Here is a 21,938-nt window from a genome sequence, read left to right on the forward strand (position 1 = left end):
CGCTGCGGAATCGTGGAACGCAACCTTCAAGAAGGAGCTCATCAACCTGCGTGTTTGGACCGGTCTCCAGCAAGTGAAGCGCGCAGTCTTCGAATACATCGAGGTGTACTACAACAGACGCCGCATCCAGAAGTCGATCGGTTATCTCACGCCGTCCGAATACGAACTCGGATTTGACAACAGAATGGCCCTAGCAGCATAATTCAACTGTCTACGAAAGCGGTTGGCGTCCACGCAGGTTGCCGGGCCGGGGAGGGCCTCCCCAGTTCCCGCCGCCACTCTCGATGCGTTCCGCGCCCCATACGCCGGGGAGTCCTTCACGGCTGCACATCCAGGCTCTACACCGCTTCCATGGCCTTCGCCCCGATTTCGAGAGGCGCGACAGGTGCGCACGGGCTGTGCGTGGCGGCAGTTGCCTGCGGATTTCCCGCCGTGGCAGACGGTGTACTGGTACTTCGTGCGGTGGGAGAAGCAGCGGGTCACGCTGCGGATGCTGGACGCTTTGCGGCAGCAGGTCCGCCAGGTCGAGGGCCGTGATGGCGAGCCGAGGGCGGGGATCATCGATTCCTAGAGGTGAAGGCCGCCGACACCGTCGGCCGCGACTCGCGGGGGTATGACGCGGGCAAGAAGGTGGCCGGGCGCAAGAGGTTCAATGTCACCGACACGCTCGGCCTGCTCATCACGGTGACGGGGTGCGCAGCGAGCGTCCAAGACCGCGACGGCGCCAAGGGCGCGCTGCTGGGCCTTTACCTCACCTCGCCGAGGTGCCGGTTTGTGTTCGCCGACGTCGGCTTCGCCGGGCGGCTGCTGGGCTGGGCCACCAACACCCTGCGCACCACCGTCAGCGTCGTGCGTAAACCCGCAGACCAGAAGGGATTCGCTGTGCTGCCCCGCCGATGGGCGGTCGAGCGGACTCTGGCATGGCTCACCGCCCACCGCAGGCTCGCACGCGACTACGAACGCCACCCGGCCACCAGCGAAGCCATGATCCGCTGGGCCGCCGTCGGCCTCATGACCCGTCGCCTTGCCCGCGGCGGACGCCCTGCCACCCGCCAAGGCCCACGCCCCCTCGAGTACCAATAACAAGATCCTTCTCAAACTCGCACTAAGCTTGTTCTTTAACCCTGCGCCCTCGGTTGGCTTGTTGAGCTGGCCGAGGGTTTTGGTGTTCGGCGGACAGCAGAACGGCCTTGGGTTGATCATGTGCGCTGTCGAGACGCTGATGATCAAGCCCAAGGCCGTGAGGGTGAGTTTGCTGGATGACGCCGCTCGCGTCGAGTCCCTGCCCGTGTTGTCCCGGTTCCGGACCGAGTTCTATGACTGCCTGACCGCCCGGGCGGATGCGCTGTTCGAGCTCACCGACGCGTTGCCGTGCGCGGATGGAGCGGTCAGATCGCTGGTCGACCTGACGCTGACGCCGGAGCATCGGCGTGGTCACGGCGCGTTGTATGAGGGGTTGAATCAGGGCCGCTTGGACGTGGCCAGGTTGCGGTGGGCGCTGTCGGCGCTGCCGCTACCGCGGGCCGCCGATGGACGGATCGTACTTGCGGTGGATGTGTTCCCGTGGCTGCGCCCGGACGCTGAGACGTCGGCCGAGCGCCTGTTCTGCCACGTCTACGAGCGGGCCAGACTCAGTCTCAGTTCATCCCGGGCCGGCCGTATTCGTTCGTGGCCGCGTCGGAGACCGCCCGTACATCGTGGACGGCGGTGCTGGACGCGGTCCGGCTCGGCCCGGCCGACGACACCACCGCCCTCACCGCCGCCCAGCTCCGCCAGGTCATCGAACGCCTCCTGCAGGCCGGTCAGCACACACCGGCAGACCCCGACATCTTGATCGCCCCCGACGCCGGATACGACGTCACCCGACCGGCGTTCCTGCTCGCCGACCTGCCGGTGGAACTGCTGGGCCGGATCCGCTCCGACCGGGTGCTGCGGCTGCCCGCACCACCACGCGATCCCCACTTCATCGGCCGGCCGCCCAAGCACGGCGGCGAGTTCGCGCTGGGCAACCCCGCCACCTGGCCCGACCCGCACCACACCACGACCACCCCAACCACCCACTACGGCACCGCGACCACGATGTCCTCAGACCGGCTCCACCCACGTCCGACCCACCGCGCCGCCTGGCTCGAGCACGCCGGCCCGCTGCCCATCATCGAAGGGACGCCGATCCGCCTGCAGGTCGAGCACCTGCCCGGCGACCGGCACCCAAACCGGTCTGGTCGTGATCCCCGGCCACCAGCCTCAGCCCGGCTCAACTCGACCGGCTCTGGCAGGCGTTCCTACGCCGCTTCGACCTCGAACACACCTTCCGCCTGTTCAAACAGACCCTCGCCTGGACCACCCCGAAGATCCGCACCCCCCAGGCCGCCGACCGGTGGACCTGGCTCGTGATCACCGACCACACCCAACTAGGGCTCGCCCGCCGACTCGCCGAAGACCTCCGGCGGCCCTGGGAACAACCTGCCGCACCAGGCCCACTCACCCCTGCCCGCGTCCGGCGGGGCTTCCGGAACATCCGCGCGACCATCAACTGCCCGGCCAGCGCACCGAAACCCGCCAAACCCGGCCCCGGCACACCGCCCGGATCCAAGAACCAACGGCCCACACCCCCAACATGACGCCAGCAAAACCATCAAACGCGAGAAAACCCTCACCACCCGCCTCGAACAGGCAGCTTAAAGATCAAGCTAAGGCGCTCCGCCGTCAGATTTGCCTGATCGCCCGGCGCCACCCCCGTGATCTGAGATTGCCCTTCAATACGTGGAGCTTGAGCAAGCTCGCCATGGTGGCCGCGGGCGTGATTGGCTCGCCGTCTCGGCGCCGAGGCCGCGAGCCCATCGCCAGGATCCTGCATGTCGACGTTCGTGACGCACACAGGGTCCACGGCTACGTCGCGGCTTCACCTCGTACCCTACCGGGGCCTCGAGAACTGCTCATTAATCAAGCATTCCCCACCCGAGGCCGTGGCAGAGGCAGTACACCCCGCTTCATTAATAACCGAGTTGACCGTGAGGTTATGTGACGTTTCGCGCCAATTTACAGGCTTTCTCCTGGCATAGATCCAATCATCTTCTGGCCATTTACGCGAAACAGAGGGGGCGAACCAACCTTTCTTAAGACTCAGAGGACCTTTGGTGAGCACCTTCCCAAGATAACCGCCCCCTGCAGAAGTTGCCACGTTGATTCCTAGGTCACGGAGAGGTTTTCCCCTCCAATCCTTTTTTGGATCCTTACTCTTAGCTACGTCTGCCGCATAGAAGATTACGGCGATGACGACACCAGCTCCGGCACATGTACCAGCAGAAGCGACCGTGCATATTCCCAACCCTATAATAATTACACCGTCACGCCAGATGTCCGACCAACTGAAGTCGACTGGTGGAGGAGGAGGTGAGCTCGGCATGTAGCGCGGTGGTATATCGAAGATCGAGGGTGCACCTCCATTGCAACCACGTGACATGTATGCCATGGCCGAAGAGCAGCCGCCAGGAGATGGTGAGGGGCTCGTGGCGGTATCATTGTCGCCTGTCCTGGTACGATCACCTCCGGGATTGCGCTCACCGGTGCTGGGTTCACGATCACCCGTGTGATTCGGAGGGTAAGAGCACTCTTTTACACCGCTGATATAACGGCACATCAGCCCGTCCGGATCACTGTTGGTGACGGGGCTGTTGTCCGCGTAGGCGTAACCGTTCCAGCTCTGCGGGTCACCCAGATCGAACAGCGGATCCACCGAGATGAACCGGCCGATGTTGGGATCGTATTCGCGGGCTCCGAGGTGGGTGAGGCCGGTGGAGGCGTCGATGGTGCCGCCGACGAAGCCCTTCTCACCCGGCCACGCGCCAGCCGCCTGACCACGTTCGGCGCCGAAGGGGGTGAACCGGCGCTGCGTGACCGCCTGGTCGGCCGCGTTGATCGCGAGCTGCGAGGTGCCCTGATGATCACCGGATAGGTACTGCACGCCGGCGCTGGTGCGCATGGCGACGGTCTGGCCGCCGTAGGTGTAGTAACGGGTGCCCTTCGACGCCGTCGCGCCATTGTCCAGGCGCAGCTCCATACCGGGCAAGTACAGCGTCGCCCCGCCCGGGTCCTTGCGGATCAGCCGATTGCCGTCGGCGTCGTAGACGAACGAGGTGGTGCCCTTGGCAGCATCGGTGACCTTGGTCAATTCACCTTCGGCATCCCAGTCCATCGTCTGGGTGGTGTCGCCGACGACCCTCCTGGTCGTATTGCCGGTCTCGTTATAAAAGAACGAGTCAGTACGGTCTCCGGCTGCGCCGGTCTGAGTGATCCCCGTCAGCTTGTTGCCCTGCCCCGGCTGGGCGTAGGAGTGGGTGCGCACGGTGTCCGCGACCGCGCCGGCACCGTGCTGGACCTCCTTGGTGCGGTTACCGGTGGCGTCATAGGTGAACGACTGCCAGTACGGTGCCGGACCGCCGACGACACTCGTCGAGGGCGTCGTGGAGCAGTCGGTATCGCTCTCGGTCCACGCCTCGGCCAGCCGCCGCAGATGGTCGTAACCGAAACACTGCGTATCCGTCCCGGTCCGAGACGCATCGGAGGCCGACAGGATGTTGCCGGCGTCGTCGTAGTCGTAGGTGGCGTTGCGGTCGGCGCCGGTGATGTTCTCCCGGTTCGTACGAGACGTCGCCAGCCGCTGGGTGCCGTATTCCCAGGTGAACCGCTGCCAGGCCCGCTTGCCGGCCGTGTTGCCCAGCTCGTACAGCCATGGCTTCCCGGTCGGTGAGTACTCGCTGAGGTTCACATACGTGTCGTGCTCGCTGAAGAGCTTGGCCGGCCGTAGATAGTCGTCGTAGGTCCGGACGAGCCCTTCGCTCTTCAGCCCACCGGCCGCCGGATGACCCGTGGACTGCACGGTGCCGTCCAGGTTGTACACGGTGGAGAAGACATAGTTCCCCTGCAGCGCCCCCTCCGCCGCCGGGATGGACACCGCACTGACCTTCGCCCGCCCCAGATCGTCATAGAGGTTGACCTTCGAGGTGTACTCACTCGAGCCGACATACCGCGTCGACGAGGTCAGGGACCCCTTGCGAACCGAGTCGTACGTCCAGGAGGCCAGCAGGGGCCCGGTCGCCGCACCCTCCCTGCTCTCCTTCTTGCGGCCGAGCACGTCGTAGGAGGTGAAGACCTTGTCCTTCGTCGTCCGGGCGTCGTCGGTGGAGACGAGCCGGTCGAGGTCGTCGTAACCGAAGGTGGTGGTGCCCTTGTCCGGGTCGGTGGTCTCGGTCTTACGGCCACGCAGGTCGTAGGTATAGGTCCACTCATTCCCCGCCGGGTCGGTCACCGAGGCCAGCTGACCCGCCGACGTGTGCGTGTACTTCGTCGCGTCGTACTCCCCTGACGGTGCGGCACCCTTGTACTGCCGCAGCTCGACCGTCTGACCACGCGCATCGGTGATCGTCGTCGTGGGAGTGCCGCCCACAGGCGGATCGACGCTGGCGCGGTCCCCGCCGTACGTCGTGGTCGTCCGCCACTTCTCCTGCATGTCGTTGTTGCCGGCCATCAGCCGCTCGGTGGTGACCCGCCCGACACCGTCGTAGGTGTAGACGGTCTGAGTCTCCACGTTGCCCGGTGTGCCGACCCCGAACAGCGCGGTCTCCGGCGCACCTGCGGCCGTATACGCCAGGTACTTCTTCGCGACCTGACCGCGGTCGTCGTAGAACGTGTCGGCGATCAGCCGGCCGTCCGGCCCCGGCGACTGCGTCTGGCGGGAGCGCAGCCATCCGTCGAACAACTCGATGCCCTCGCGATAGCCGCCGGTGGCGGTCAGCGTCTTGGTCGTGATGGCGACGATCTGACCGTCGACGACCCGGTAGCCGAACTCCAGGCTCGCGTACGTGGGGTTACTGGCCTTGGGCCGGTCGGGCAGCCATACCTTGAACAGCCGTCCGAGCGAGTCATACGTCAGGTCGGTGAACTTGGTGGTCGATGCAGGGCCTGTCTTCCGTATCGGGAGGCCCCAGGCCGGATCGAGCTCCTCGCTCGTGACATGGGCGCTCGACGCGACACCAGGCGTGACCTGTGGTGAGGTGACCGTCACCTTCGTGTTAAGCCCCGCGGTGTCGGTGTAGGCGGTCGTGGTCGTGTTGTTCGCGGCGTCGGTGGCGGTCAGCGACCGGCCGTAGCCGTCATAGGTCATGCGCTCGGCCGCGACGTACGTGGCGGAGCTCCCGTTGTGGGAGGAGATCTTCTCGAGCCTGGTCACGTCTCCCTTGGTCGGAGCCGCGCCGAAGCCGCCAGCATCGTAGAAGGTCCGGACGTCGGAGACCATGCGGGTCTCGCGGTCGGGCGTGGTGTCCGCGCAGGTCACCGACACCGTCTCTTCCTGGGAGGGGAAGTCGAGCATCCACCCGGTGGCGTCGTCGGCGTAGGTCGTGCGCGTGCACTGGTCGTCCTCTGGGGTGCTGGTGTCCCCGAGATCGTCGACCCAGTTCGGACGGCCCGTGGTGGTGTCGTAGGAGCTGTTGACGCGGGTCTGCCGCCAGGCGCCACCGTCCAATGCGGTCCACGTACGGCTGCTCGCCACACCGGTCAGGTTCGCGGTCACCGTCCCCCAGGAGCGGGTACGGGAGGCGGTCTGATGGTGCCAGGGGGAGTTGACCGTCTTAGCGAGCACGGCGCCGTCGACCCCGTCGTAGCTGACAGTCTTCAGGGTGAACCCGCTCAACGACTCGTGATCGGGGTGTGGGCTGCCCCCTTCGCCGTCGGAGACGTTGACGTCCTTCTCACCGCCGTCGGCATTGAGCCGGTCACCGTCCATACCGCGCAAATAGAACGTGTCCTCCTGCGTGGACGAGTTGTTGTAGTCGCCGGTCTTGACGCGTACGTGCCCGTAGCCACGCCACTGCGACCAGGTCTTGTTCTTCTCCTTCGTCAACCCGTCATCATCGTCGAAGTGCCAGGCCGCCCCGCCCAGGTACTCGTACCGGGTGTTCATATCCGGAGCGAGCCCGGTGCGATCCGTCTCCACGACCGAATCGACCACGTACTTGTGGAACCAGTCGGTGATCGGATCGTCTCGGCCCGGCGGCTGCCACCTAACCGGAAAACACCGCTGGGTGTTGGACTGGGGTGTGGGGAGATCGTCGAGGCTGCACCCGGCGTCGGAGTAGTTGATGTCGATCTGCCCGCCGGACTCGTCGTAGATGGTCCCGACGCGGTAGCGGATGTAGGGCAGGATGTCGTCGCCGGTCCTGTCCAGCCGGTTGGGCATCTGCACGGGGAGGAACGTCACCTTGGGGAGCGACACCGCCGCGGTTCCGGCATGACCGGTGTGCTGGATGGAGTCGAGCACCAGATCGCGGTCGACATCGGCCAAGCGCCAGGTGTGCTCCATCGACCAGGAGTCCACGTTCCGGTGACCGCTCGAGTCGGCCTTGATGACCTGTGTGGTGACCTTGGTCAGCCGCTTACGTGACCAGAAGGTCGGCGACGAGGCTCCATGGGTCTCCTTGCACTCCTGACCGGAGTTGCAGTTCATGTCCCACGGCACGTCCCACCAGTAGTCGGGGTGAGTGGCGATGTTGCTCGGATCGCAGTCGGACGGGGTGTCGCGGATGCACCGCTCGGACGTGTCGAAGACGACCTTCGCGGGCGCCTTGGCGGTCAGATTGCCCTCGCGGAGCCCGTAGGAGATCTCCTTCAGATATCCGCCCCGCTCGTACGGGGTCTCGTCCTCGGGCTTGAGGTTGCGGCCGTAGTAGTTGGTCTCCGGCACATAGGTGTAGGTGATCGCGTTGCCGTTGGGGTCGACGACGTAGTCCAGGTTCCATCGCCACGCCTGCTGACACCACGAGGTCGCGAACGTCGAACCGTTACACGGCTCGTCGTTGTCGTCACCGAACACCGGAGTCGTCCACGTGGACTTCGTCTCCGGGCTGCCGTTGCCCTTGTTATTGCCGAAGTAGTACTGGGTGCCGTCAGTCGTAGTGACCTTCCAGTACTCGTTGTCGTTGTCACCATTGGCCACGGCCGCGTCAGTGAGCTTCTCGATGCGGGTGCCGTCGTCGTCCTTCATCCGCCACTTGCCGGCGCCCGCCGGGACGAGTTCCCCGCCCTTGCCGTTCCAGGTCAGGGTCGCGTTGTCATAACCCCAGCACTGGTCACCGGGCGAGTTCCCCCACTCATCCTTAGGTGCCCCATCGTCCTCGCAGGACTTGTAGACGCGCTCGATGTAGCCGGGCCACAGGTCGAAGCCCTCCCCGACCCATGAGGGCTGGCTGTTGGCGTTTCCGGTACGGCCGTCCACACTGCCCGAAGAGTAGGAGATCCCCACGCTCGGAGTCAGCCCGCCGGGCACCGGAGGGACGCGCATCGGATACGACCAGGTGAAATCACCGGAGTTGCCGCCTGCGTTCCACGTCGCCGAGGCCGACAGCGAGGTCGCCTTGTAGTCCCCCTGCGACCCCGATCCCGCCGCGGCCGTTGCCAGCACCGTCGGCTCCAGACTCGCGGCGGGCGCGGCCTCGACGTCGGCGGTCAACGTCTTGGCCACCGCGTCGTTGTCGGTTGCGACCGGGGTGCCCTTCCGGCATTCGGCCTTCTGCGGCGCCGTGAGCGCACACCCCGGCAACCGCACCAGCCTCAGCCGCGACCCGTACGATCCCCCGAAGGCCTGCGCGAAGCCCGAATAGTCCAGCCGCACCCCGACCCGGCCCGCCGTGGTGACCTTGTCGGACCGGGACATCGTAAGGACGACGCCGTCCACACCGGCTTTGCGTGCGGCCGTACGGTCCAGCATCCGCACGTTAACCGCGCCGGCTGCGTTCCCCGCTCGCCCGGCCGGGGGCATGACCCAGATCGGCAGGTTCCCGGCCCGTGCGGGAGTCTTCGCGGAGACCGCCACCTTGGCGATGCCGGCGCCCGGCCAGGCGGTCTTGGCCGCCGGGCCCTTCGGCGCCGGGTCAGGTTTGCGCGGTTTCGCCGCCACTCGCCTCCCGTCGACGATCCGCTCTTCATCGAGTACAGCCGGACGACCCGCCGACGGATCGGCCTGCGCGGGCGCCGCCGTCAACAGCCCCACAGCGAGCACCACGACCATGCCCGCGGCGATCGGACGACGCATACGCCCGAGTGTCAGCGCTGCCCGCGAACGGCTCACCTTCACGACATCCTCCGGATGATACGAGCGACCAGGCGCATGCGGCCGAGGCGGAGATCACAGAAAGGGGTCTCGGGGACCGGGCGCGGCATCGTCGGCCCGGACATGGCGGTCAGGGGCCGTCCTCTGTTTCCAGCTCACGCGGGGCGGCGAGAATATTGATCTGCTCTTCGCTCAGTGCGCCCTGGTAGGCCCACACGTCATCGATCAGGCCGGGCCAGGAGTGACCGCCGAGTTTGGACCGGCCCACCTGCAGACCACCGTTCGCGGCGTTGAAACCCAGGACCTGGCTTTCTTCGGAGACGTTGCTCTCGTTCTCTTCCAGCCGGCCGTTGACGTAAAGGCTCATCGCGTCTCTGGAAGCGTCGTATACCAGCGCCAGGTGATCCCAGCCGCCGTCGGTGAACCCTGAGTGAGTCGCGGTGGAGCGTCTTGAGCCGGCTGTGTCGGTATCGGCCAGCACGACCTCGTAGGACCCCTGGTTCTCCGGGTCGTCCGCAGCCGGGACATAGCGCAACGCGAACCGGTCGGTGTTCACACCGGCCTGCGACAGCACCGTCGCGGTAGCCGTCGGCCGGCTGGCCGCCAACACCCACGCAGACACCGTGAAACTCTGGTCACCCGCCACCACCGGGCCAGCGGTCTGGGCGTACTCACCTGGCCCGTTCAACGCCAGACCCCCTGGCGAAACCCCCCAGTAGAAACCGGCGTTCGGGTCGACGTGGGCGGCACCCGCGAACGTCATCGTGCGGCCGTTGCCCGAATCATCGGCCCCATCGGTGTTGAACTTCCAACGGCCCTTCAACACCGGCCGCTGGTTGTAGAGCTCTTTGGCCTCCTGGGTGTAGACGACCCGGTCAAAGACGCGGACGTCGTCGATCTGGCCGTCCCAGTGTCTGCCCTGTGTCCCTGGTTCATCGAACGACCGATGGTGAACGGGCCGGTCGCACTCCAATCCGTACCGGCATAGGAGAACGAACTGCCAGGCTCCCCATTCACGAAAATCTGCCCCTGCCTGGACGCCGCATCATAGACACCCACCAGATGCGTCCACTCACCGACCGTCGCCACACGAGCCGAAACGGCCGACTGGCTACTGCCCGAACTGTCCGCCGCCGTCCAACGCGAAAACGTCCACTTGTCCTGAACACTCGAATAGAGCAGAACGAACCCAGGCGCATACGTGCCGTCCTGAGACACCACTGCCCTCGTAAGCGACTTGTCATCGAGCTTCACCCACGCACTGACCGAAAAACTCTTGTCCGTGCGCACCACCGGCCCACTCGTGGCCGCGTAATCTCCCCATGTCGTCAGCGACAACGCGGTGCCATCGATTCCGGCCGCACCCAAGGTCGCCGACCCGTGCAGGCCCGCCGAGAAACGCTCCGCCTTCCCGACCACCTCGGAGGATTGCGCGGCCTCATCGAGGCTCCATGCCAGGGACGCCGGCCGAACCTCGGTCGGCTTGCGCGTGTACAGGCTCATGGCCTCGGCAGCGGAGACTTGATGTTCGAAGACGCGGACGTCGTCGATCTGGCCGTCCCAGTGTCTGCCCTGTGTCCCCTGGTTCATCGAACGACCGATGGTGAACGGGCCGGTCGCACTCCAATCCGTACCGGCATAGGAGAACGAACTGCCAGGCTCCCCATTCACGAAAATCTGCCCCTGCCTGGACGCCGCATCATAGACACCCACCAGATGCGTCCACTCACCGACCGTCGCCACACGAGCCGAAACGGCCGACTGGCTACTGCCCGAACTGTCCGCCGCCGTCCAACGCGAAAACGTCCACTTGTCCTGAACACTCGAATAGAGCAGAACGAACCCAGGCGCATACGTGCCGTCCTGAGACACCACTGCCCTCGTAAGCGACTTGTCATCGAGCTTCACCCACGCACTGACCGAAAAACTCTTGTCCGTGCGCACCACCGGCCCACTCGTGGCCGCGTAATCTCCCCATGTCGTCAGCGACAACGCGGTGCCATCGATTCCGGCCGCACCCAAGGTCGCCGACCCGTGGAGGACGGCAGGTACGTCCTGTGCGTCACGGCCGTCGGTCGTGTTCACGCCGGCTGATTCGTCCAGTTTCCAGTGCGCACGGGGTGACGTCCCCACATTGGCCAGGAACTCATAGGTGCTGGCCGCGCTGAAGGTTCCGGCGTTGTTGACCGATTGCACGGTGAGGTAGTTGGGACCGGAGCGGGTCGGGGCCAGCGCCACGGTCACGGGTGCGCCGTTGGTGGTGTCCTTGCTGATCAGTGGTTGGTCGTTGAGCCGGATCTCGTAGCGGGCGGCGCTGTTTCCCGGGTCGTCGACGGTGAAGTTCCCGGGCGTGCCGACTCCGTCATGCCATGCGTCGTCGGCCGGGTAGCTCGCCGATACGACGCCCGGGGGCTGGGGGACGGTCTCGTCGAAGTAGAAGTAGCAGGCGGTCTGCGCGCCGGCCCAGCTCCACGGGCTCCATTGAGTGCCGTCCGAGGCCCGGGCCTGCCAGTTGAGGATACGTCTTTGCGGGATGGCGCCTGGAGGTATCTGGACGTCGAATCTCGAGCCTGAGGCCTTCGCCGCAGTCAGCGCGGACGTCCAGTTCTTCTTGACGCCCGCGTCGTCGGTCCACTCGACGGAGAACTGGCCCCGGACCTTGTTCTTGTCCTCGGTGTCGGGGTCACTGAGCGTGGCGAACAGGCGTGGTTCGTTGTTGACCCACTTGGCGTCCGGTGTGTTGACACACGGGGTGCCCGGTGAGGAGTACATCGTGTCGGTGTCGGGCTGCCTGGGCGGGTTGTTGTAGAGGACCTTGAGGTAGGCGTCGTCAGCGAACCGCTTCCACCACGCCATGGAGGTCTCGTCGTAGGCCTTCAGCCCGAAGGTGATGGTCGAGTCTCTGCGGCTGGCGGCGCTGCGGACCACCGAGGCGAGATTCGTGCCGCCGAACTCCACCGGCGCGTGCGAGCAGTAGGAGACCTCACGGGAGGTCAGGTGCTGCTTCCAGTTGTCCGTGGTGGTGTTCCAGGTCGATCCCGATCCAAACGCGCTCGCGTGCCACAGCTGCACGGAGGTGTCGTTACTGCAGTTGTAGGCGTGGGTCTCGTAGGCGACGAACTCGACCGACTCGACGTACTTGCCCGACACCCCGCTGAGCGGCATCCGGAAGAAGATCCGCTTCCGTCCCGTCCTGACACACGTGCCGTCCAGCGACACGTCGCAGTAGCCCACGCCCTCGGTGCCACTGAACTTGTAGTACGACGTCGTCGGGAACGCACTCGACACCATCGCCCACGCCGACGCCTTCTTGGTCTCCCACACGGGGTCCACGAACACCGGGAACCTCGTATCCGGTGCCGCCAGCAGCCTCTGGTCCGGCCGCAGGATGAACTCGCCGCCGGCAACGTCGACCTTCACCGGAGCGGTCTTCGCGCCCTGCGGAGGGCCCTCCACCGGGTCCTGCGCGACCGCGTCCGGCGATGCGGCCCTGGCCTCCGCGTCGTCCGCCGGTACGGCGGAGTCCCACATCATCGGCGTCGGCGCCTCGAACACCGTGCCACCCGCTCCGGTGTCGCTGGCCTTCAGGTACCCGAAGGCGTCAGCCTTCACTGACAGCCCGGTGGTCTTGAGCTTGAACCGAAGCTGCGCCAAGCGTGGATTCTTGGCGGCCTCTGGATTCTTGATCTTGAGCAGATGAGCGAAGCCCTCCACGTCAGCGCGGAGGATCAGGTCCACACCGGGGATCACTTCGCTGAAGGTGGCTTCGTTCCCGTTGAGGCGTGGCTCCGGCAGCTTCGCCGGCCATGACAGCGACAGTTCCCGGCCCGCGTGCGTCATCGTCACCGTAGGACCGTCACCGGAGAACTTGAGACCAACGGCGGACGCGGCCGGCTCTATGGCCCCGCCAGGCCGGCGCTTGAGCGTCGTGTCAATTTTGACCCAGGCGCCATTCTTTCTGGTTCGAATAGGTCTCAAATGCTGGGTCAGAGTAAAGGTTCCGTCACTGTTGGCGACGACATCACTGGTTTCAGTCTGTTGCGACGGGACCGGAACAGGCTTACCCGTTTTCTTCGCCAATGCCGACGCCTGCGCCTCCGTCCCCGCTGCGGGCGGCGTCTCCTCCGCGTGAGCATTCTTCGGCACGGCTACCGACGGCACCTGCAGAACCATCGCCGCCAGCGCCACGGCAGCCGTCATCGCAAAGGCACAAGAGACGCGCACGCCCAACCCTTTCTGACATGTTGGACGTACGGCACGCGCGGTACCTACGCCTTATTCAACTCATATCGGATGATCGAAATCATCTTCCACGGGGCTTTGCGTCACGTCAAGGCTTCTTTCCGGTTCTTCCTGACCGTCGCTGACTACTCACTCGCCGTATCTGCGGATAACCCGAGCAATAATTCATATCCGCATATAGCTGACGAGAAACGGGAAGCGTTGTCCGCAGTCGGCCATCCACGCTCGTCGATCAATGGCCGCGACGTATTGCGGATTCCCCGGTCAGATGCAGACGTGCTGCTCGGGGTCTCCGTAGAACTCGACCCTGGCCTGTTTGAGCAGTTCGGCGTCGTTGACCTGGAAGGTGTGCTCGTTCGGGTCCGCGTTCCGGATGTAGACGTAGTTGAAGCGGTCAGCGGAGTAGATCCGAATTCCTTCGGCCTTGGCCTTGCGGAGCAGCCTGGTGTCGGAGCCGCGCGGCACGTGGTCGAAGCGCAGCCGGCGCAGGACGTCTCCGTTGACGACGAGCGTGCCGCCCCTGACCAGGTTGCCGTAGCGGTGCTCGGCCTCCGGCTTGCTCAGCAGCGTCGCGTTGATCGCCTTCAGCTGTACGTAACAGGCGCGCTTCCCGACGATGTCGGCGTCGGTGTAGGAGAACGCCGGGACCAGGTCGGACAGGTAGCGCTCGCCGTAGATGTCGTCGTCGTCCATCTTGGCGATCAGGTCGCCGTCGGCCGCGTCGACGGCCAGGTTGAGGCACTCTCCCAGCGGCAGCGACCGGTCGGCGGTCAGGATCACGACGTCGTTGATCCCCTCGGCGAGGACCTTGTCGCGTACGACCTGCGGGTCGAGGTCGAGACCGTGCAGCACCAGGACGAGCTGGAGCCGCCCCCACCGCTGGCGGGCCACCTGGTCGATGGCGTGGGCGAGTTGGCCCGGCCGGTTGGTCGCCATGATGACGGAGACGTACGGCTCGGGACGTGGGCTCGGCAGCCCGATCGTCTCCAGCACCGTGTCGACCCGGTGCCCGAAGGTGTGCTTGGCGAACACCTCGCGCATCGCCAGGTGCGCCTGCCGGTCACGCAGTTCCGGGTTGGCGAGCATGCCGGCCAGGATGGTCTGCGTCTCCTCCGGCGACCGGGTGATGGACACCGTTCCGGGGAAGAACCGCTCGATCGCCCGGGAATGGCCGGACAGTACCGGGGTGCGGCAGGCGGAGAGTTCGAAGATGCGGCGCGCGCACATCGTGGGCGAGTCGAGCACCGAGTTCACGTTGAGAAAGACCTTGTAGGCCTTGTAGGCGCTGAGCATCTGCTCGTACGGGAGCGTGCCCACGACATGCGGGGTGTACTGCACGGGGAACTGGAACTTGCTCGCGCCCTCGAGCATCCGGCTGAAGATGTGCAGGCCGAATCCGCGCGCGGGTTCGAGCACGGTGCGCATCTGCTCGGCGCGGGCCGGATGCTTGTGGCCGAAGTAGGTTCCCGCGAACGCGACGTCGTGGGCCCGCCCGCCGGGCACGTTGACCGGGTTGTGGATGCGCGGCTGCGCGGCGAAGGACAGCACCCCGACGCGGTCGTGGCCGAGGATCTCGTGGTAGCGCGGGACGACCTCGCCGCAGGTGGTGAACACGTGGTCGAACAGCTTCGCCGTCTCGATGAAGACGTCGAAGTTCGGCGGGTCCTCCTTGTTCCAGAACACCGACGGGATGCCCTGTTCGCGGCACCACGCGACCAGCTCGGCGAGCGCCTCACTGGGGCCCTCGGGCCCGCTGACGTGGCCGCCCCACCGGCGGTCGTTGCCGAACCACGCGGATTCGACGAACAGCAGATCGGGGCGCTCCCGCTCGAGCACCTCCCGCCAGTCGTCCGGGCCCGGCTCGACCTGGCGCCACTCGTACCGCAGCGCCATCGCGGAGAACCGGTCCAGGATCACGGCCACGGTGAGGTCGGGTCGGGTAACCGGGCCGCCCGGCAGCGGAACACTCGGAATCGCCGGCATGGCCGTACGGCTGCCGGCGGGCCGCTCTTCGGAGCCGGCGCGCTGCGCGCCCGCCGTGGCGGGCTTGGCCGCACCCGGACGCTGCGGCGGAGTTGGCATGGTGCCCTTACGGGTGGCGCGCAGCAGGTTCGCGGGCAGCCGCAGGATGTACGCCGGCCGCTCCTTGACCTGCCACATCGCCTGGCCGAGCCGCCACCACCGCCGGCTGAGCGAGGACTGGAGCTGCCAGTTCACGTAGTCGGTCTTGTAGGACTGGTACCTGAGGCGGCCCTCGGCGTCCCGCAGCCGCTTCTCCGTCTCGCGCAGGCGGCTCTCGGCGTCGTGCAGCATCCTGGTCACGGCGTCGTAGGCGGCGTCACGCGCCTGGGTGTCCCGCGGCTCTCCGGCCGCGTCCGGTTCCTCTCCCTCGGGAGGTCCGGACGTCCGATCGCCGTTGACCATGCGGGTTCTCCAACGCCTCGTCAGTCGGGACAAGGGCGATACCCTCGCCCTTCACCAGCAGGACGCCCGAAGTTTCGGACAAGTTTACCTAAGTCCCAAATACGCCTTATAACACTTCTGTCGACATGCGCGTCGCAGCAGTACGTTAACCGACCGCGCGCTGTCACGGTGCCGCGGTGTCACGGTGTCCGGAGCAGCCGCTCCCACTCCGCGCAGACCCGGTCGAGCGCATGGCTCTCGCGGACCTGTTCGCGCCCGAGCGCTCGCTCCTCGTCCCAGCGGCCCTCGGCGACGACGCTCGCGATGCTCCCGGCCAGCTCCGAGGTGCCCGGGTGAATCCAGCGCCGGTCGTAGACGGTGTCCGCACCCGGCCGGTTCAACAGTGCCGGCACCGCACCGGAGGCCATGCCCTCGGCCGGGGCGAGATGGAAGCTCTCGTCATCGCTGGTCGACAGCACGAAGCCCACACGCCGGAGCCATGCCGCGACGTCCCGGCCATGGGGATCGAAGACGACAGCGGTGGACAGCACCGGCGACCGCGCGATGCGCCGGAACAGCGCCTCGTAGTGGGCCCGCTCCTCAGGCCGCTTCCAGACCCACCAGTACTCCCAGGGCAGCCTGCCCTTCACCAGCAGCGTGAAGCGCGGATCGTCGCGGCGGAGCTCCTCGACGACGTCGAGGGCCAGGTCGAGCCGTTTGCGCGAGGGCGCGGCGCCGAGCAGGCCGAGGTGGAACCGCGCGTCCTCGAGCTTGGGCCGGTCCAGCTGAGCGACGTCCACCCAGTTGGGCACCACGGTGACCTTGCCGGCCGGCCATCCCGTGGCCTGCCGGGTCAGCTCGGCGTAGTGCGGGCTGACGCAGATCACCTGGTCCACCGCGCCGATGTCGAGCCGCTGCGGCCAGCCGGCCGCGAGCTCGAACCGGTGCAGCCGCACGAGGAGGCGCCGGCCCGGCCGCTTGTGTCGTGCGTACCAGAGGGCATTGGGCCCGCACCACTCACAGACGACCACGTCGGCCCACTGCGCGAGCTCCCGGCTGCGCGCCTCGTCGTGGGCCGACAGGGACCACCACCGGTCCACGCGTACGTCCAGTCCCGGCACGGCCCGGAGGTGCTCGAGCAGCCGGCCGAAGAACTTCAGGTCGTGCCCGGCGACGACCACCCGGCACGGCCGCCGGCCGGACCCCTCGGCCGGTTCCGGGAAGGCTCTGCGAAGGTGGGCCCGCAGGCGGTGGGCGGCCTGCTCCAGGGTGAATCGCGCCGCGGCGTCCCGGCAGCGCCGTGCGGCCAGCGCGTAGACCGAGGGGTCCTCGGCGGCGAGCCGCAGGCCCTCGGCGACGTCGTCCTCGGTACGGGCGAACAGCGGGTAGTCGACACCGAGCAGCGCCTCGTGCATCGGCGTGCGGTTGAGCAGCACCGGCAGCCCGAGCGCGCCGAACTCCAGCACCTTGGTGGACAGCTCGAGGCTGGCGTCCATCTCCGGTCGCCGCCACGAGAGCCCGATGTCGGAGTCGGCGGCGATGGCCATCGCCTTCTCCCGGGGATGGCCGCCGTGCCAGATCACGCCGGGCGCGCCGTCGAGCGCTTTGCGCATGCGGTCGGCGAAACCGGGGTCCGCGCGCTCACTGTGGATCTTGTCGCCGACCATGTGCAGCTCTGCGCGGACGCCCCGGTCCGCGAGCGTCCGCGGCAGGCAGGTCATCTCGAAGGTGTTCCAGCGCAACGCGAACTTGCCCGTGTAGACGAGCCGCAACGGCCGCCCGGCCGTGCCACGCGCGCTGTGGTCGCGCGTGTCCTGGTCGCGTCGGGCGAGTTCCGGTGGGAGGACGACCACCGGCGGGAACAACACGCACTTCCCGCAGACGGCGGGCACGACCTGCTCCAGGAAGCACCGGAGTTCCTCGGTCTGGCACAGCAGCACCTTGGACGCCCGCGCGATCCGCTCCAGCTCGCCCGCCGCGGCGGGCGAGAAAGCCGCGAGCGACTGCGGAACGTCGGTCAGATACGTCCAGAGCCGCCCGGTGAAGGCGGCGTCGCCCGAGATTGCCGAGGCCAGCGCCCGTCCGCGTACGACGACGAGATCGTGCGGTTTCGCCTGGTCGATCCGGTGCAGCACCTGGTGCGCCTGACGCACGCTCATGCCCGCGTCCCCGTCGACCAACCCTTCGTCGTGCGGACGCCGGACGGTCACGCCCGACAGCCCAGTGAGCGGGTCGACGAGCCGCCCGGTGCGCACGGGCGCCTTGAGCACGAGCGTGACGTCGCAGCCGGCTCCCTTGAGCGCCTGGACCATCGACTGCGCCCAGATGGCCGAGCCGTCGATGAGGTTCAGGTCGACATCGCCGTAGACCAGCGCGCGTCTGCGCACGTGACCTCCCTTCGCCTGGTTCGGCCGGTCCGGGTTCATGCGCCCGGGAGGGCCGGGCCGAGCGCGAGCAGCCGGGCGCCGCGGGCCGCCCACCGCTCCGGCGGCACCTCGCTCGCGAGCAGGTCGGGTCGCATGAGCCTCGGCTCCACCGACGGGACGAACGTGTAGTCGGGGCCGTCGCCCGGCCCGACCGCGTCGGCTCCCGTGCACTCGGCGGCGCAAAGCAGGTCGGCAAGGTAGGCGTCCGGAACAGGGTGATCCGGCCAGGGGGCCGCCCACGCGGCGGTGGGCGGCCCTTCGCGGACCTCGACGCCGTGCTCGGGCAGCGACCCGAGCGCCTCACGCAGCGCCGCCTCGGCGCTGGGCAGGACGATCTCGGCCGGGCGGTGGGTCTGGGTGAGAAGCTCGTCGGCGAGTGCCGCGGCCCGCCGGGCGTCGGGCGGTGCGGCGAGCACCGACACCCGCCGGTCGCGCAGCGGGTCGGCGTCCAGCCCGAGACATGCGGTGAGCCCGGCGAGCCGTACGGCCGTCGCATGACGGGTGAACAGCGTCCGCAGAACGCCGCGCACCTCCCCGGCCGACCGCGGGCCTGCGGCGCGGGCGGCGGCGACCGCGGCGACCGCCTCGTCCACGCCGGCGACGAACGTGACGTGGCCGGCCACCGCCTCCGCGAGCCGTTCATCGTGCGGGCTCACCACCCGGGCGCCGCACGCGAGGGCGGCGAACACCCGCACCGGGTCGTCGGCGACGACCACGGCGTGCCGCAGCGGCGCGTCAGCCGACTCCACGACCCGCGCACCGACGGCTTTGATGATCTGGTCGACGAGACGGCGCCGGGCGAGCGGCGCCCTCGGGTCGAGCGGGCCGAGGTGGACCGGGTCCGTTCCGCGCGCGCCGTCAGCGGCGAGGGGGTTGAACCGGTCGAGCGGGACGCCGAGGTCGCAGTCCTCGATCGCGTCCCAGGCCAGAGCCTCGAGGCCGGGTGCACACCGGGCGTTCCGCCACAGCACCACGGGCCGGCCGCGGGCCCTCGCGGCGTCGAAGACGGCGTTCAGGCTGCGCTGCTTGTCGGTCGCCGCGGGATCGCCCAGATAGGCCCACGGGCCGCCTGCCGTGCACGCCGCCGCCTCGACGATGACCAGGTCGGGGTCGACGTCGTCGACCACGACCCCGGCGTCGTGGGGCGAGAACCCGATCACGTCGGCGACGGCCGAGAACGCCTGGCGGGCCTCGGCGGTGAGCACACCCGCGATGATCAGACGGTCGCGCGGCCGTGCCGAGGCGCCGAACAGCAGCCGTTCGTCCTGACCGACCTCGGCCCGGAGCACCGGCCAGCCGATCGACGGCGGCGGGGACACCTCGGGCACGGCGGTTCCCGGTTCCCTGCCCTTCGCCAGCCGGTAGAGGTCACCGGGCAGCCGGACGAGGTTGCGGCGCGGTTTGCGGGCCGCCGCCGCGAGCCGCCGACCCACCTGCAGCGCCGTCGAGCCCTCGAGCGCGGCGAGCCGGGTCTGTGCCTCACGCAGCCGCGCCTCGCGGTCGCGCAGCGCCCGCTCCTGCTTGCGCACGGTACGGCGCAGCCGCTGGAGCTCCTCGTCGGCCCGATCCCGGGTGTCGTCACTCACCGGACCACCTCATCATCACGTGCGCGACGGGCGACAGCATCGGCTCTCCGTAGCTGGTTGACTTGCGGCCTATGTCGTGGGTCAAGGCAATCGTGCTGGCAGCGTGGGTGGCGTATCGGCACCTGCGGGCCGAGCCGGCTCGCGCTCCTCTGCTGGGACTGCGGGCCCTGCCGGTGCCGGCACGGCGGGGGGTGCGCCGCATGCTACTGCGCGCGGGCTCGCTGCCCAGAGCGTACGGGCTCTGGGACGCCGGCCGGCACGACGAGGCTCTCGACGTGGTGACGGCGGCGGCCCGCCGGGGCCGGCCCGCACGGCTGCGCCGCCTCGCCGCGTTCGCCCTCGCCGCGGGACGGCCGGATGTGGCCGGGGAGCTGATCACGGCACTGCCCGCCGGCGACACCGGCCGCCGCCGCCTCGACGCCCTTCTCGCGGTGGAGGCGGGAGAGCCGCTGACGGCTCTGCGATCGCTCGGCGACGGGCAACTGCCCGCCGCGTCGAACCGCCTGCGCCGTGACCTCACCGGCCGGATGGACGTGCTGACCCGGACGCCCGGCCCGGGGTCGGCGCCCGGCACCGGCACCGGGACACCGGCCGGGGGCGTCCCCGGCCGCGTGCTGCACATCGTGACGAACGCACTGCCGACCACCAACGCCGGATACACGGTGCGGACGCACAAGATCGCGCTGGCGCAGCGCCGCGCGGGGCTGGACCCGCACGTGGTGACCAGGCTCGGCTTCCCCGTGGCGCAGGGCTCGCTCGACGCGCGTCCGCGCGTCGCCGTCGAGGGCGTTCCCTATCACCGGCTGGTCCCCTGGCGGCAGCCTGCGACCGCGGACGTCCTGCTCGACCGCAACGTCGAGGCGGCCTCCCGGCTGGTCGAGCGGCTCCGCCCCTCGGTGCTGCACGCGGCGAGCAACCACGTCAACGCGCAGGTCGCGCTCGCCCTGCGGGAACGGTACGGCCTGCCGGTCGTCTACGAGGTCCGCGGGTTCCTCGAGGAGTCATGGCTGTCGCGCGATCCCCGGCGGTCGGCCGGCTCCGATTTCTACCGGCTCAGCCGCGAGCTGGAGACGAGCTGCATGCGGGCGGCCGATCTGGTCGTCACCCTCGGCACGGTGATGCGCGACGAGATCGTCGCGCGCGGCGTCCGCGAGGAGCGGATCGTCATCGTCCCGAACGCCGTGGACGAGGAGCTCCTGCTGCCGCTGCCGGACGCCGCCCCGCTCAAGGCGGCGCTGGGCATCGCGCCCGATGAGCGGGTCGTCGGCACGACGACGAGCTTCTACGGTTACGAAGGGCTCGACACCCTGCTCGAAGCGGGCGCCGAACTGCGTCGCCGCGGGGTGCCGGTCCGGTTGCTGCTCGTCGGCGACGGCCCCGAACGGGCGGCGCTCGAGCGGCACGCCGCGGATCTCGGCCTCGGCGAGGTCGCGATCTTCCCCGGCCGGGTGCCGCCCACCGAGGTACGCCGCTACCACGCCGTTCTCGACGTCTTCGCGGTGCCGCGCCGGGACGAGCGGGTCTGCCGGCTCGTGACGCCGCTCAAACCGGTGGAGGCGATGGCCGCCGGGTTGCCGGTAGTGGCCAGCGATCTCGAACCGATGCGCGAGATCGTGCAGCCGGGGATAACAGGACAGCTAACTTTTCCCGGCGATCCGCATGTTCTGGCCGAAGCCCTTGAAAAAATGCTCTACAGTCCCAACGCGCATCATTTCGGACAGACCGCACGGTCATGGATCGAGCGGGAACGGACTTGGCGGGTCGGGGCTGAAGCGCTGCGCGCGGCGTACGGGGATCTGGGTCGGCCATGACGGCCGCGACCCCGGAAGAGCGGGGGGTTCCTCGTGGATCTTGATGTGGTCGTGGTCGGGCTGGGGTACGTGGGGCTCCCCCTCGCCCGGGAGGCATGCCGGGCGGGCCTGCGGGTCGGCGGCCTGGACCGCGACGAGGGTGTGGTCACCAGGCTCGCCGCAGGCACGTCGCACGTCGACGACGTTTCGGACGGCGATCTCACCGCGATGCTGTCGGCCGGTTTCATCCCCACCGCCGATCCGGCAGTGATCTCCAGTGCCCGATGCGCGGTGATCTGTGTGCCGACGCCGCTCACGACCGACCAGGGCCCGGACCTCAAGGCCGTGATCGGGGCGACCCGCGCGGTGGCGGAGCGACTCAGAC

At 68.1% G+C, this 21,938-nt stretch carries 10 protein-coding genes and 2 pseudogenes; 6 read left to right on the forward strand and 6 right to left on the reverse strand.

All coding sequences use genetic code 11. The annotated features are described in order from the left end of the window. The 4 genes and pseudogenes from HKK72_RS23875 to HKK72_RS41300 form a co-directional block, all read left to right on the forward strand. The coding region (locus HKK72_RS23875; protein WP_187236652.1) for an IS3 family transposase at positions 1–202 on the forward strand (202 nt) is incomplete at its 5' end. Between the two features lie 183 nt (positions 203–385). Then, positions 386–571: a transposase gene (locus HKK72_RS42315; protein ID WP_187236653.1), complete on the forward strand. Its 186-nt coding sequence runs from the start codon at positions 386–388 to the stop codon at positions 569–571. 2 nt (positions 572–573) lie between these two features. Then, entirely contained in the window at positions 574–1,083 is a 510-nt protein-coding gene (locus tag HKK72_RS23885; protein WP_187236654.1) for a transposase, read from the forward strand. A gap of 139 nt (positions 1,084–1,222) precedes the next feature. Continuing rightward, positions 1,223–2,394 (forward strand): annotated as a pseudogene (locus HKK72_RS41300) (transposase). A gap of 520 nt (positions 2,395–2,914) precedes the next feature. Here HKK72_RS41300 and HKK72_RS23895 read toward each other — a convergent pair. From HKK72_RS23895 to HKK72_RS23920, 6 genes are all read right to left on the reverse strand, one after another. Continuing rightward, positions 2,915–8,041, reverse strand: a complete 5,127-nt coding sequence (locus HKK72_RS23895) for an RHS repeat-associated core domain-containing protein (RefSeq protein WP_410050335.1) — start codon at positions 8,039–8,041, stop codon at positions 2,915–2,917. Positions 8,042–9,236: 1,195 nt separating this feature from the next. Then, positions 9,237–9,932 (reverse strand): LamG domain-containing protein, encoded by a 696-nt coding sequence (locus HKK72_RS23900; RefSeq protein ID WP_187236656.1) that lies wholly within the window; start codon positions 9,930–9,932, stop codon positions 9,237–9,239. Next, complete coding sequence (locus HKK72_RS23905) at positions 9,926–13,306, reverse strand: LamG-like jellyroll fold domain-containing protein (RefSeq protein ID WP_187236657.1); 3,381 nt, start codon at positions 13,304–13,306, stop codon at positions 9,926–9,928. The genes HKK72_RS23900 and HKK72_RS23905 overlap by 7 nt, the downstream gene beginning before the upstream one ends. A 306-nt stretch (positions 13,307–13,612) precedes the next feature. Continuing rightward, complete coding sequence (locus HKK72_RS23910; protein ID WP_187236658.1) at positions 13,613–15,772, reverse strand: glycosyltransferase; 2,160 nt, start codon at positions 15,770–15,772, stop codon at positions 13,613–13,615. A gap of 179 nt (positions 15,773–15,951) precedes the next feature. Then, positions 15,952–18,177 carry a glycosyltransferase gene (locus tag HKK72_RS23915; RefSeq protein ID WP_187236659.1) on the reverse strand — a complete coding sequence of 742 codons (2,226 nt, stop codon included), beginning with the start codon at positions 18,175–18,177 and terminating at the stop codon, positions 15,952–15,954. Then, complete coding sequence (locus tag HKK72_RS23920) at positions 18,174–19,763, reverse strand: hypothetical protein (RefSeq protein ID WP_187236660.1); 1,590 nt, start codon at positions 19,761–19,763, stop codon at positions 18,174–18,176. Before HKK72_RS23920 ends, HKK72_RS23915 begins: the two co-directional genes overlap by 4 nt. Positions 19,764–19,834: 71 nt before the next feature. Here HKK72_RS23920 and HKK72_RS23925 point away from each other — a divergent pair, with 71 nt between their 5' ends. Both HKK72_RS23925 and HKK72_RS23930 read left to right on the forward strand, forming a co-directional pair. Then, a complete protein-coding gene (locus tag HKK72_RS23925) occupies positions 19,835–21,574 on the forward strand; it encodes a glycosyltransferase family 4 protein (RefSeq protein WP_187236661.1) in 1,740 nt (579 codons plus the stop codon). A gap of 33 nt (positions 21,575–21,607) precedes the next feature. After that, positions 21,608–21,938: pseudogene (locus tag HKK72_RS23930) on the forward strand (nucleotide sugar dehydrogenase); the annotation flags it as partial.

Source organism: Actinomadura sp. HBU206391 (genome assembly GCF_014323665.1).
GTDB lineage: Bacteria > Actinomycetota > Actinomycetes > Streptosporangiales > Streptosporangiaceae > Actinomadura_C.

Bases quoted from the DNA above. Each gene is read 5' to 3' on its own strand.
- HKK72_RS23895 (WP_410050335.1), bottom strand. From the start codon at position 8,041: ATGAAGGACGACGACGGCACCCGCATCGAGAAGCTCACTGACGCGGCC.
- HKK72_RS23905 (WP_187236657.1), bottom strand. From the start codon at position 13,306: ATGACGGCTGCCGTGGCGCTGGCGGCGATGGTTCTGCAGGTGCCGTCG.
- HKK72_RS23910 (WP_187236658.1), bottom strand. From the start codon at position 15,772: ATGGTCAACGGCGATCGGACGTCCGGACCTCCCGAGGGAGAGGAACCG.
- HKK72_RS23915 (WP_187236659.1), bottom strand. From the start codon at position 18,177: ATGAACCCGGACCGGCCGAACCAGGCGAAGGGAGGTCACGTGCGCAGA.
- HKK72_RS23925 (WP_187236661.1), top strand. From the start codon at position 19,835: ATGTCGTGGGTCAAGGCAATCGTGCTGGCAGCGTGGGTGGCGTATCGG.